Annotated in this window: 7 protein-coding genes and 5 pseudogenes; 5 read left to right on the forward strand and 7 right to left on the reverse strand. The window is 59.1% G+C overall.

The window, feature by feature from the left end; all coding sequences use genetic code 11:
• Nucleotides 1–412: 412 nt before the first annotated feature.
• Nucleotides 413–1,402 (reverse strand): annotated as a pseudogene (locus ACLBKT_RS09310) (IS110 family transposase); the annotation flags it as partial.
• Between the two features lie 96 nt (nt 1,403–1,498).
• Nucleotides 1,499–1,864, reverse strand: coding sequence for an excalibur calcium-binding domain-containing protein (locus ACLBKT_RS09315; protein ID WP_410182638.1), 366 nt, complete (start codon nt 1,862–1,864; stop codon nt 1,499–1,501).
• A 741-nt stretch (nt 1,865–2,605) separates the two neighbouring features.
• Between ACLBKT_RS09315 and ACLBKT_RS09320 the strand changes: the two are divergent.
• Nucleotides 2,606–2,783: pseudogene (locus ACLBKT_RS09320) on the forward strand (IS5/IS1182 family transposase); the annotation flags it as partial.
• Between the two features lie 270 nt (nt 2,784–3,053).
• Here ACLBKT_RS09320 and ACLBKT_RS09325 read toward each other — a convergent pair.
• Nucleotides 3,054–3,335: pseudogene (locus ACLBKT_RS09325) on the reverse strand (type I restriction endonuclease); the annotation flags it as partial.
• Between the two features lie 49 nt (nt 3,336–3,384).
• On the opposite strand from ACLBKT_RS09325, the pseudogene ACLBKT_RS09330 reads away from it, so the two are divergent.
• A pseudogene (locus ACLBKT_RS09330) lies at nt 3,385–3,561 on the forward strand (ATP-binding protein); the annotation flags it as partial.
• On the opposite strand, the gene ACLBKT_RS09335 reads toward ACLBKT_RS09330, so the two are convergent.
• Nucleotides 3,540–4,208: a YiiX/YebB-like N1pC/P60 family cysteine hydrolase gene (locus ACLBKT_RS09335; RefSeq protein WP_410182639.1), complete on the reverse strand. Its 669-nt coding sequence runs from the start codon at nt 4,206–4,208 to the stop codon at nt 3,540–3,542. The pseudogene ACLBKT_RS09330 and the gene ACLBKT_RS09335 overlap by 22 nt on opposite strands.
• Nucleotides 4,195–4,563, reverse strand: a complete 369-nt coding sequence (locus ACLBKT_RS09340; protein ID WP_410182640.1) for a hypothetical protein — start codon at nt 4,561–4,563, stop codon at nt 4,195–4,197. The genes ACLBKT_RS09335 and ACLBKT_RS09340 overlap by 14 nt, the downstream gene beginning before the upstream one ends.
• A gap of 1,228 nt (nt 4,564–5,791) precedes the next feature.
• Here ACLBKT_RS09340 and ACLBKT_RS09345 point away from each other — a divergent pair.
• Nucleotides 5,792–6,069, forward strand: a pseudogene (locus tag ACLBKT_RS09345) (IS630 family transposase); the annotation flags it as partial.
• Between the two features lie 16 nt (nt 6,070–6,085).
• Here ACLBKT_RS09345 and ACLBKT_RS09350 read toward each other — a convergent pair.
• Both ACLBKT_RS09350 and ACLBKT_RS09355 read right to left on the reverse strand, forming a co-directional pair.
• Nucleotides 6,086–7,267 carry a tyrosine-type recombinase/integrase gene (locus ACLBKT_RS09350; RefSeq protein WP_410182641.1) on the reverse strand — a complete coding sequence of 394 codons (1,182 nt, stop codon included), beginning with the start codon at nt 7,265–7,267 and terminating at the stop codon, nt 6,086–6,088.
• Nucleotides 7,268–7,844: 577 nt separating this feature from the next.
• Nucleotides 7,845–9,095 (reverse strand): hypothetical protein, encoded by a 1,251-nt coding sequence (locus ACLBKT_RS09355; protein WP_410182642.1) that lies wholly within the window; start codon nt 9,093–9,095, stop codon nt 7,845–7,847.
• Nucleotides 9,096–9,209: 114 nt separating this feature from the next.
• Between ACLBKT_RS09355 and ACLBKT_RS09360 the strand changes: the two genes are divergently transcribed.
• Both ACLBKT_RS09360 and ACLBKT_RS09365 read left to right on the forward strand, forming a co-directional pair.
• Nucleotides 9,210–11,411, forward strand: coding sequence for a Mu transposase C-terminal domain-containing protein (locus ACLBKT_RS09360; RefSeq protein WP_410182643.1), 2,202 nt, complete (start codon nt 9,210–9,212; stop codon nt 11,409–11,411).
• The gene (locus ACLBKT_RS09365; RefSeq protein WP_410182644.1) at nt 11,404–12,300 is read left to right on the forward strand and encodes a TniB family NTP-binding protein; all 897 of its coding nucleotides are present in this window, start codon (nt 11,404–11,406) and stop codon (nt 12,298–12,300) included. Before ACLBKT_RS09360 ends, ACLBKT_RS09365 begins: the two co-directional genes overlap by 8 nt.
• Nucleotides 12,301–12,308: the final 8 nt, after the last annotated feature.

A 12,308-nucleotide genomic window follows, 5' to 3' on the forward strand; every position in this document is an offset into this window, starting at 1 on the left:
AGTTTGATGGACAATTTTAGCCCATCCTATTAAAGATGGTGTGCTTTTCGGCCACTCGGTGTAGGTGTCGATCGTCGCTGTATAAGGAAGATGTGCGGGGTGTTTGTCGTCTGTTTGACCGCGTTGGGGGCGATGGGCTTGAGTGAGTTGACGAACTGGGATCGGGGATTTGGCGGCACTGCCGCGCAAGCGACGTAGTCCCAGACTCCAACTCGAGAGCGATGGTAAGAAACAGATCCGCCACCCCGGCAGGTTTAGGCGAACGCGGTCAGGATGCAGGAAGCGCTTTCCATGACGCCTGCGGCAACCTTGAGCATCCGCAAAGCCCAGGGTTATAAACACGGCCTTTGCTAAACCTGCTGGACGCCTCACAGGATCCAGTATTCGGCGGTGCGAACGACGGGCACGCGGCGGGCGGCAAATAGACTTCTTTGCGCGACATCACCGCCCAGGCAATACGCGCTGTCTTGTTAGCAAGCGCGACTGTCGCGATCTTCGCAGGCTTGCGTTCGAGGAGCTGGGGCATCCACGGCTGCCGATCAGCGTTTTGCGCGTCATACGCATCGCTGCCAAAACACCGACCACGAGCAGGCGGCGTAAGTAGTCATCGCCCCGCTTGGTGATCCCGTCCAGCAGTTCTTTGCCGCCGGGGCTATTCGCTCGAGAGGCATGCCGCGAACTGGCGCCCTGATCAGAACAGCGACACATCTGGCATCTCCGCTGATATGGCCGACGCGGTGATCGGAGCGACTCCCCGGATGGTGGCGAGCCGCCGGCTCGTCTCGTTGGCGAGGTGCCACTCAAATCTGCGCCTCTAACCGGTCGACCTCACTGGCCAGCGCCCTCAGTTGGGCAGCCAGGCCATGCAGTGCTGACCGAGCACGAACAGGCAGCTCTCCCTGCCGGTCATGCAACGCTATGATCACTACAGTCACGCCGCCGGGCCGACGCCGGTTACGATATCGTAATGAGCCAGGTGCCCTCACAAGGCGCTGAATAGCATAGTCCGCCGTCGCACCATCAGGTCGCGGCTCTTGTGGAGCATCAACACCGCCTGCTGTTCAACAATCTTCACCGCTACAAACCTCATCGTCGGACGCGTCACCGTCTCGCAGATCGCTTCTTCGTCTGCTGCATCAGTCTTACCGAGCTTAAACGTAGGGCTTCACAAAGGCAGTTGGCATCAGTCGAACATCGGGCCCCAGCTTTTGGAGCTCCCGAGCCCCATGATGCGCCGCCTCCGTGCCGACAACGCAACTTGGAAGATCGGTGGAAAAAAGCCGATCACCTTTGCTCATCAAAGCTTGGGGCAGACGAGGACGGTACGGTCGTCGCCGATCGCGTGCACTTGGAAAAAACTCTCCGCCAGATCCAATTCGACGGCAACAACCTCCTGCTTCATCTGCCGCCTCTTGGACGTTGACCTATCACCAGCTACGTCATGACACGACTACGCCGTAGCAGAGACCGTCCACGCCATCACATCAGTACCAACACCTTATTCGCAGGCCTTGCCATCATTGTCCCTGTCGAGGTGCCGCCCATATCCCGGTTGCCCACGATAGACTGGTGCCGCATTGGCCGCACGCGCTGCAGCGCAATTTGGGTAGTAGACGCTGCCCTTGCTTGGACGCTCAGTCGACTGAACTGCATTAGTACTGCGATGGCAATGCCGCCCACCATTCTTTCGATCGTTATGGCAACCATCGGCAGCAAGACCGCCAGGGTGCGCGTCAGATGGACGGGGTCCAAGGAGGAAAATCATGGTGGCTACCAAGGTCAGCGCCCTCGCGACCGTTATAGCTATGAGCTCGACCTTCAATGGGACCGATGAATGCTTTTGGTTCTGATCCCAATCATTCATTTGCAGACGTGGCCTTTCCAGTATCGGTCCCACTTAAGAGCCATTTTCAATGCAACCATTGCGCATGACAGGTCCCCGCCCTTGGGCGATATGCACCAAGCTGCAGTGCGCTTTCCACCACCAGACCCGTCCGAGAGACACTTCATCGTCGGGCCCCGGACGGTGACGTGGCCATGTGGGCCCACCCCGGTGGGCTCACCCAAAAGGCGAACCAGCGCGTTGCGCGCATCGATCGCATTCGCACTCGGGCAAGGATGGCCGGCGCTGCAGGAACCGTCGATTTCGCGCGCCGCGATGCCTGCGAGCCGGATCCGTGGACCTTCATCGCACCAAACTGGTCCATCACCATCCCACACGGCAACCGGGGTGCACGCGAAGGCTTCACCTGCGGGCACAGCTGCTAGAAGAATTAGTGAAAGCATCTTTTGTCGATCCTTTTTGCGTCCATCACCGCCGCGAACTGGAACACCTTTACCGTTGGCTATACATCAATCGCCTGATTTTATTATCAGATCGTTAGGTCGAATGCGAGCACGGTCGTGACTGATCGGTATGCTCGCGCAGGTCTTGCGAAAATTCAGCTGACCAAATTTAGCTCCAACCAGCGTCGGTTGCATCTGTCTGGCCGGGCATCGACTGCGGCGGCCCAACCGCAACTTCAGCAATCCGCGTAGCGACATCGATAACGATGGATCGATCCTTATGCGGGCCGGCCAGCAGGACTGCCAGCCTTGTGCGTTCCGGCAGCGGAAGAAGGTCGAGGCGCTGTTCGCTCACCTCAAACGCATCCTGAAGCTGGACCGCTTGCGCCTGCGCGGTCTCAACAGAGCCAAGTAAGACCTTCGACTCGCACAGCAGCTGCCCAAACCTCCGAAAGCTGGCCGAGATCAAGTCGATCTTGGGGCTCGCACCTGCCTGAGAGGAGGAAGCTCGGAGCGTCCGTCACCCGCTATGACGCGTCCAGGGTTTTCCGGAGGCTCGTAATAGTCAGAAGTAGCCAAATGAGCACTAAATAGAAAAAGTTTTTACCTGAGTTTCGCGACCGTGCGGTGCGGATGGCCGAGGAGCATCGTGGGGATTAGGCGTCGGCCAGTGGCGAGGTGCGTGACTTCCACTCGGCCAGCAGCAGAGGGAGGCCGTTGAAGTAGCCAATCGTGTCGGGCCGCCGCTTGTGAAGCAGACCCTCGATCTACACTTGGTTGGAGACCAGAAATTCGTTGTTGGCTTGGTTCTTCCAGTTGCTCACCCGAACCAGCAAATCCTCGAACCGGCTCTGGTCGTTTCTCACCTCGACCTTGATGCCCTCCCTGAGGGGCCTCAAGACCTCTCGGTTGGATGATACCGCCAGATTAACTGTCCTGTATCGTCTAAGTTCGTCTTCGGCAATGCGCAGGTCCCTCTGTGGGAGGCCTCGGTTGAGCGTCGTCAGAGCCGCTCGCAGCCGGGCCAGGAGGTGCGGCTCCCTCAGGCTCGGCCGGCGATAGGTGTTATTCGGCCCCGGCTGGTCATGCTATGACCAGCCGGATGAGGCGGGACACAAGCTGTTGCTGCAACCAGCTGAGAAGCGGTGCCTGTCCGCGCTCGGCTAAATAAGGATGCTCCGCGTCTCACGCACCGTCGCCGACCTCGCCGGGGCTGAGACAGTGGGCCGCGTCCAAATTGCCGAGGCGCTGTTCTATCGGCTGATAACGGGCTGAGTGACGCGCGCGGTGATGTTTGCCAGCAGTGGCGAGGCACGAAGCGAATCGGGCGCGATGGCCGGTTCGGCCATCATCACCGTGTCGACTTCACGCAGGCCCTCATCCAGCCCTGCCCCGGCTTCTGCAAAGGCGCGCAGCACCAACTCGCTGCAATAGACCGCGCCGGGATCGGACAGACGCAAATCGTAATCGAAGGGCCGCCCCACCTGCCCCAGCGCGACCGAACGCAGGCGCGCCTGCTGGCCGGGCGTGAGTGCGCGCGGGCGGTAGATCGCATGATCGGCGGCGGCTTCGGGCGCGAGGAAATCGGCCAGCGGTTCGGCAATCACGCCGCCGGCACCGCCATCCTCGCCCGGCACGGCATGGATCACCAGCGCACCCTCGCCCTCATTCTCGTCTGCGCGTAGTATCAGCCCAACATGGGAAAAGCGCGCCGCGCCATCGGCGGCCAGCACGCTCGCCGCCATCAGATCTCTCCCGCGCCGGAAGATGATGTCGCCGTCCTGCAACGCCGCTGCCCGTATCTCACCCACCGGCTGCGGCGGGCCAACCTCGGAACGACCGGGGGCGAAGGACGCCAGCGGCCAGATCAGCAGCCCGGCCAAGACCACACGCGCCAGCCCCAGCGGTCTATTTGTCAGCACTTATCTTCCACTCGTCGTCGATCTTGACCAGCTTGACCTTCTGGGTCTTGGGCTCACAGGTGCCGCCATAGGTGATACTGACCATGCCGCGCTGCACCGTCTTGTCGCCGTTCAGATCGGTGGTGATATCGGCGATGCCCCCGCAAGCGGCGATCTCCTCAGTCTGCGTGGCCAGCACCCCGCGTAGCTTTTCTTCGCCCAGCATCCCGGTTAGCTGCGGCGAAAGCTTGCTCATCGCCTTGTCATGCTGCCCGTCTTCAACTGCGCGGTGGAACTCCACGATCACGGATTCGGGGCGCTGGGCGCAACCTGCCAGCAGCACGGTGCCGCAGATCAATGCGAGAAATCTGGTCATGTAGCATCCCCCCGGTAGGTGTGGCTCATGCATTTCAAGAGTCTACCCCCGTGTCAACTGCAGTGCGTCAGCCTAGCAAATGATTGCGAACCACGGTGATAAATTCCGCGCCCCAGGTCTCCAACTTGCGCGCGCCCGCACCGGGAAAGCGGGCCAGTTCGGCAAGGGTCTCGGGGCATTAATGCACCATGTCGCGCGGCACCGAAACGTAGAAGATGACATGGGTCGACAGTCCATCGACCGCCACCAATGCATTGCGTCTGGCGCGCAGGGCACCGAGTTGCCGACGGGATTGGGCGCCGTCACCCCTCCGCCCCATCCCACAAGGCGGTTGCGGCGCTGGCGCAGCAGCGGCTTGGCGAGAGTGAGTGTCCGTTCCCGACGAAACCTGCCGCTAGACGCGCCGCTCACGCATGGCAGGAATGCCCCCGATTCAGCCACCCACGCCGATTGAGAATCTTGTCCGCTTTTCGGCAGTCGGCATACGAGCCTCAATGACCGACATGAGGGCGCAAAGTTGCCACTATCCAACCAAATTTCCACATCGCCGCCCGCGTTTGGTGTCATAATTAGATAACGTTCATGAGTTCCGGATTCGTTTGTTTTCGTGCTGTCTTTGATGGTGCATTGCCACTTGGACAGCGTTGGATGTGCGACACGTGACTGGAATAAGCCGACTGCCAAAAGGTGCCTATTCGATCGCGGACCTCGCCCGGCGCGAAGGGATCCGTGCAAAGTCCGCTCGAGCCCGGCTCCGAAAACATTTCGGTGGGACGCTCGCTGACCTCGGGAATAGCAAATGGACGTACGGCCCGGAAGACTTGGCCTTCGTGCTGAGCATTATCCGTCCACACGCCAGCCCATCTGTCCATGCCAGGAAGGGAAAGACAGCGGAAACGACGCGACTAGTTGCACACGGCCCATCGGGCAGATCAACGCTCGATGTTATCGACCCATACTTATGGCCTCGGAAGCCAAGATGCGAGCTGACGCTACCGATTACATCGGGAGTCTACGCCTTGTTCCTCCGTAAGGGATGCAGTTTGGCCGATCTGGTCCCAGCTGCTGGTGGGCTGGTGTACATTGGGCGTGGAGGCTCGCTCGCGAAACGCTGCCATTTCAGCGGCAAGACCGAGGGCCATTCACCGCGCCGCAGCCTGGCAGCGCTTCTATGGCAACAGCTTGAGCTTGAACCTGTGCTGGCAGCCAACGGCAATTTCAAGCTAGCGCCCACGCCGCGGTCGTTCTAGATCAGGCTGCAGGCACGGTTCTACCGGGCTAGTCGTGCCACCCAACACAACCCTGTCGCCACCGCCGCCGCGATGCCCCGAGCTCAACCCGGTCGAGAACGTCTGGCAGTTCAAGCGCAAGAACTGGCTCTCGAACAGGATCTTCTAACCCTACGACGACACCGTCAACTACTGCTGCTTCGCCTGGAGCAACCTGGTCAGCCAATTATGGCGCATTATGTCCATCGGATTGACGCAGTGGGCGCATGGGTCGTGAACAATGCACGTTGGTATTAGCCGGAGATTTTGGCGACGAGCACGTCGCCAATCGCGTTGGCGACGATAAGGGCTGGATCGGCATCAACGTGCGCGTAGCGATGTGTGGTCTGAGCCTGTGAATGCCCTAACAATCGCCCGATTATGGGAAGTGATGCGCCTTGCCCTACTGCAATGCTGGCAGCAGTATGCCGTAAATCATGCAGCCTGACGCCGTCCAGACCTGCACCCTTGCAGATACGTACCCACGGCTTGCGCAAGTTGATCATGCGGCCTTCGGCGCTCCGGCCTGGAAAGATGTACGGATTATCAGCTGAATGACTTCGTTGATCGTCCAAAACTAATAACGCCCCAGCGCTTAGATAGACCGGCTTTGCCCCGGTCTTGCTGTCGGGAAGAGAGAGCACACAACGGTCACGATCGACCCAATCCCAACGAGCTGTCAGAATCTCGTTCAGTCGCGCACCCGTCAGCAATAAGAGGCGGACCGCATTCGCAGCCGACGGAGACAAATTACCCTTTTCCACCATTTCGCGCATGGTGGCCCCTAATCGAACTAGTTCCTCGGCACAGAGATAGCGACTTCTCGGCTGTTCCTTAAAACGCTCAACATGGCGACATGGATTGGATCCAGCAGGTCGCAATTCCCAAACCTCGGCCATCGTCATCAGGCGAGACAGTAATGCCAATATCCGATTGGCGCGGTAGGGGGTAAGACGCATGCTCTTGTGTAGCCGGTCCACTTCACTGCGGGTCACATCGTCAATGGCCACCCTGCCAAGCTTCGGTGCAATCGCCTCACGCCACTGGTTTTCATACTCGTAGCGCGTTTGAGGCTTCCGCTGCGGTAAATGCTCCGCCCGAAACCGGTTCCAGACGTCCGTCAGCGTTGGCTGATTGCGTGACTTGTACTTCTCGGCTTGGGGATCCTCACCCCGCGCCACTGCGGCAAGTGCTTGCTGAGCCAAGGCACGCGCCTGGTCAGGCGTCAACTGGCCATGAGTGCCCAGTGTCAACCAACGCTGCTTGGCCGCCCGCCCACCACCAACCCGATACTTCAGCACATAGCGCTTGGTTCCGGAAAGCAACGCCTTGACGGCAAACCCCGGGAGGGCATCGTCCCATAGAAACGCTGGAGACGAACCTTTGGATTCCAACGTATCGACAACCCTCTTGGTAATTTTCACCACGTCAACCACCACCCTACGGTTGCTTCTCAGCAACCACATAGCAACCACCGCCAGTAGTAACAATGGGCATTCAGTGGCATTGGCAGGCAACTGCCCAGTTATATATATTATCTATATATCAGTGATCTATGAGATATTATGCCGCTGTATAGCAATCAGTGGGAAAAGCATGAAAACTGATTTGTAATCAGGGGGCCACGGGTTCGAATCCTGTAGCCGGCACCGAAAACTGTGGGACGTCACAGAAGCTTGGACAAAATCCAAGAAGTTTGGACAATTCTCAGGCGCAAGCTATTGAAATTTCGATCAATGATCGATCCTTTTCAGACGAAGGCAACCGCTCACCTCTGAGATCATAAGACCGCCATCAGCTTTGCGCCCTCATCTCGGTCACCGCGGCTCGCCTGTAGATCGGTTAAAAACGAGCAAGGTTTCCACGGCCTTCCTGATTAGCAGGAACTGGGACAAACCCGACGCTCCGGATCTAACCGGATCTAACTGCTGAGCGTCAGCTTACTCCGGGACCGAACATTCCGAAGCTGCAAGGTCAGACATGTCGAATAGTCTTTTTTGCAGCAAACATGAGCTAGCCGGTTTTCCGGTGCGCAAAGGCTGAGAGGTTCAGAGTCAAGCCCTGCAACAATCGCATCGCCTCTGGATCGTCGTCCATGAGAAGCTCGACAAGATCTTCTTGGTCAGGTTGTCCCAGCGCTACGCGGTAGAGCAGGCGCTGCGCCTTCAGCTTGGCAAACCGATCAATGTCGCGGCTCTGCGGCAGGACGAACAGGTGGCGCTTGAGCTCCGCGCCCGGGAGCGTCCACCATGGCGTCATGCCTGTCTCGTCTTCCTTGAACGCTTCGTTGGCGTTGCCCGCCACTAAGTCCCATGGAGACGTCAGGCCATGGCGGGCGGCGGTTAACGCATCTTTGCCGAGTTTGTCGGCGAGAGGGCGACGGACAGTGAGCCCGCCAAAGCGCTGTACGCGACCCTCGCGTTGTTCGAGGTCTACAGGGCTCGAACACAGGTCCCAATGCCCGAGGCGATCGCACCAACTATGAAAATCAAGGCCTTCCTGCCCGACCGAGGTTGTTGCGAGGATATAGGGCCAAAAGGGCGTGTTGAATGCGCTCCGAATCTCCTCTGAGCGTGCAGGAGCCTCATTGTTGTCATCCTGCTCCCGTCGCAGGGCATCGCTCTCGGTTCCGCCGAACGGCACGGCCGCATGACAGCGGATGCGGATCTTTTCCTTCCGCGCGCGCCCTTGGAAACCGAACGTACCGACATTGGCTGAAAGTGCTGCGGATAGATCGTCGATGAGACCGGTTGAGCCCACCTTCGATTTGCGGAGCCAAAAATGTTCGTCGAGCACTGCCTCGAAACATCCCTCGACGCAGGCGCGCTGATACTTGGCTGTGGCGTCATCTCCCGGCAACACCGACCAAAAGACAGGACGGTCAAGATAGGTCCGCAACTTCGTCCAGCAGAACCGCGCCAGCTTCCTGTAATGCTGACCCTCATAGTTAAACAGCTCTGGCAGGTGGCGATATAGCGCGCGGCCTGCGACGACGCCCGGCGCGCCAAGCGCCATGTCAACGAGCGCGTCGAGCTCCGATTTGCTGATCCAGCTAATCGGCTCAGCCTCATGGCGCATCGTGAGAAGAGACTGGAGCGTAGCATCCATTGGCGCCACCCATGCCCAGGCCTTCTGAATCGCATCAAACTCACGCGCGTGCGGCTGCTTCTGCGCGGCCTCGATCGCCGCGAGGACGGCCCACGTCGGTTTGCGACGGCGATTGTCGCGCTTATCCGGCGCTTCGTGCGAAATCGAGGCAGGCACCCCCGCGGAGGTCTATGGTGCCATCATGCGCCTGGCTCTGACCGGCGAGTTCATCCTCGACGAGCGGACGAAGTATAGCCGTGACACCGTGGTCAGGTTCCGGAGCGTCGGTGAATGACCTCCGCGCTTGCCTTCAAAGAACCGAATGAGCCGACCTCCCTTTATCCGAGGCTGCGGATTGCTGCCAGGGATGTTGTTTGGCTCAAAGGCGAGGAGTGCCTTGCGCAATCCCGTCACGGCGACAAATGGCTCCTGCTTAAGCTCAATACCAACGAGCCCATCTTCAAGTCCGATGACGAATTACTACGCCTTCATGGCTCGGGGCAGCTGAAGTTTCGTTCGCGGCCCACCCGGCACCAACCTCTCTCCCCGCTCGCTCCGCAGGTTTTGACGGAGGCAGCGCAGTGCGACGCTTCGCGCAAGCATGAGTACGTCCTGTACATTAGCGATCACCCCGATGGCTATCGGACGAGCAAGCCCTGGATCAAAGCGCGCATCGCGGAGAAGGCGGAACAGCTTGGAGATCGGCAACCGCCCTCCCCTGGATCGGTCATCAACTGGAAGCGCCTTCATGATGCATACTTCAACGAGATCGGCTTTGCCGCCTATGCCGCCCGGCACGACCTCAAGGGTAAGCGAGGTTCGAGGATGCCTCCGATTTTGCGGGAAGCGCTGGATCGCTCTGTTGACCGCTATTTGCAAGGTGGCTCCATAGAAGATGCGCACGTCGAGGCGCAGACGTTCATCCACGACTTCAATCAGACAGCGGAGGGCAAGAAGTATTGTCAGGTTGCTCCTCAGCGCTTCCTCCGCAAGGATGGAACGCTAGCCGCACCGAGCATCTCGACGCTGCGGCGAGAAATCTCTCAGAAGCTTTCACATTTCGTTGTCCAAGCCGGCCGGGTCGGGAAGTATTCTGCCCGTCGAAAGTTCACGACCTTCCAGACGCGTCGCTTGCCTGAGCGCCCATACCAAGAGGTCGAGATCGACTTCACGCCGATGGATGTCATCCTGGTGGCAGAGTCAGGGGCGCTGTTGGGCCGTCCCTATCTCCTCGCCCTCCTTGATCGCGCCACCCGCATGGTGCTCGGCTTCTCGGTGACGTTCGATGTGCCGACCTATGCTGCGGTGATGGACGGGATCAAGCACGCCACCTACCGAAAGGAAATTAGCCACATTGATGGCCTCAAGGACGAAGACTGGCCTTGCATGGGCCGGATCGAGAGCCTTTTCATCGACAATGGCCGCGAGTTCGCCAACAGTCACCTTCAGACCGCTGCAGCCCAGCTTGGCTTTCAGATTTGTCGCCTTCCGCCCCGCGAGCCGTGGCTCAAGGGGCTTGTCGAGCGCTTCATGGGCGAGGTGGCAAGGTTTGCCCACCGCCTGCCTGGAACCACGCATTCCAATGCGGTCGAGCACCGCGAATACGAGGAGCCTGAGCTTCCTGTTCTGACCATGGCTGAATTTCGCGACATGGTGACCAAGTGGATCGTCACAGTCCATAATGTCAGGCCGAACCGCGCCTTGGGACAAGTGCCTGGCGTGGCTCGTAGGCCGATTGATGCTTGGCGTGACAAGCTTGGTGTTTTCGACGTCCCGAGCCTCCCGGACGTGAATCTCTTCGTGGCTCTTGCGGGAGAACACGAAGAACGCACCGTCCAGAGGTACGGGGTCGAATGGGACCACATCCGCTATTGGTCTCGTGAGCTCGATCGCATCCTGACGCATCCCGATCATCGTTTGAAGTCAAGTGCTGGGCAGCCCGCCAAGTATCAGGTCCACCGTGATCCGTATGACCTGTCGAAGATTTATCTCCACAGTCGCCATGCGGATGAGATCATCACGCTTCCTGCCGTCGAGAAATGGGCCAGCTATGCGAATGGCCTTTCTGTCCATCAGCATCGGCTTTGTCGCCAGCATGAGCTCATCCGTGAGGAGCAGCGGAGCGACCCGGTCGCGCTGATGAAGGCGAAGGCTAAAATCATCGAAGCCGGTCGGGGGGCGCTGCGGTCAGGGACCCGCAAAAAGCTTGAACGCAACCTTGTGCGCTTTCTGTACGGGCCCCGTTTGCAGCTTCTGCAGCCGGAGATTGCCGCAGAAGGAAAGTCGACCAAGGGGCACGAACCCATGCCTCTTTCTCCCATTGTCTCGACGCCTGCATTGATTGGAACAGAGCAGGGCGCAGCGGTTGCGAAACATGTCGCGCAGCCAGAACATGTGAATGCCCATTGGCACACCATGTCCACCGAAGAAGACGACGACGAAATCGATCGGCTCGCGGCCGAGATGGCATCGGGAGTGCGCACCGATGAATGACAATTCCCTCGTCACCCCTGGCGAGCGCCAGAAGCGCATCCGGGACATCTTTGTTGATCACCGTAACCATCAACAAGCCATTCAGGCTCTCAACCACTTCTACATGCCAGTGGAAGGCGGCATTCATAGCCGTGGGTCCGTCTGCGCACTGATCGGACCAAGTCGCACCGGTAAAAGCTTCGCAGCGAACGACATCGTCGCCGCACATGAGCCGCGAGTTGGTCAAGACGGGATCAAGCGCCCTGTCCTTCTGGTCGATTGCCCCATCGAAGGTGGGCCCCGTGGTATCTTGGACAGCATCGCAGATGCGCTCGAACTTACAGTGTCTTCTCGCATGACCAACGCCAATCTGATCAACGTGATCCTGCGTGAACTGCGGCGTGCTGAAGTCGAGTTCGTTATCTTCGACGAGGCGCAGGAACTCTTCCCCGAAAAGAACAAGAGGATCCTGGCCTTCGCACGAGGGCTTCTGCGCAAGATGCTGAACCTGAACCGGTTCAACATCGCCTGCATAGGCCTGCCGGAGACCTATTCTATCATCGCGGAAGACCCGCAGTTGCTTGGCCGAGGTGGCTTGGAGCACAAGCACCTGTCACCCTACGACTGGAACGATGAGCATGATCGGAAGCACTTTCGTGCTATGTGCCACAAGTTCGACCTCGAAATGCCCTTCGAGAAGTCCGGCTTCAGCGCCACAGATTTCGCCTATCGCCTTTTCCAGGCCTCCGGTGGGTGCATCGGGCACCTTAAGAACTACCTGATCGATGCGGGCAATCGCGCGATTAAGGACGGCTCCAATCAGGTGGAACTTCGCCACTTTGCCGATGCTTTCGATGCGAGGAGGCGGCCGGGCGAGATCTTCAACCCGTTTCGAGTCTCACAGGGGTGAAGCCTACG

It is taken from the genome of Erythrobacter sp. W302b (assembly GCF_046452395.1).
GTDB lineage: Bacteria > Pseudomonadota > Alphaproteobacteria > Sphingomonadales > Sphingomonadaceae > Erythrobacter.

Bases quoted from the DNA above. Each gene is read 5' to 3' on its own strand.
- ACLBKT_RS09315 (WP_410182638.1), bottom strand. From the start codon at position 1,864: ATGAATGATTGGGATCAGAACCAAAAGCATTCATCGGTCCCATTGAAG.
- ACLBKT_RS09340 (WP_410182640.1), bottom strand. From the start codon at position 4,563: ATGACCAGATTTCTCGCATTGATCTGCGGCACCGTGCTGCTGGCAGGT.
- ACLBKT_RS09360 (WP_410182643.1), top strand. From the start codon at position 9,210: ATGACCTCCGCGCTTGCCTTCAAAGAACCGAATGAGCCGACCTCCCTT.
- ACLBKT_RS09365 (WP_410182644.1), top strand. From the start codon at position 11,404: ATGAATGACAATTCCCTCGTCACCCCTGGCGAGCGCCAGAAGCGCATC.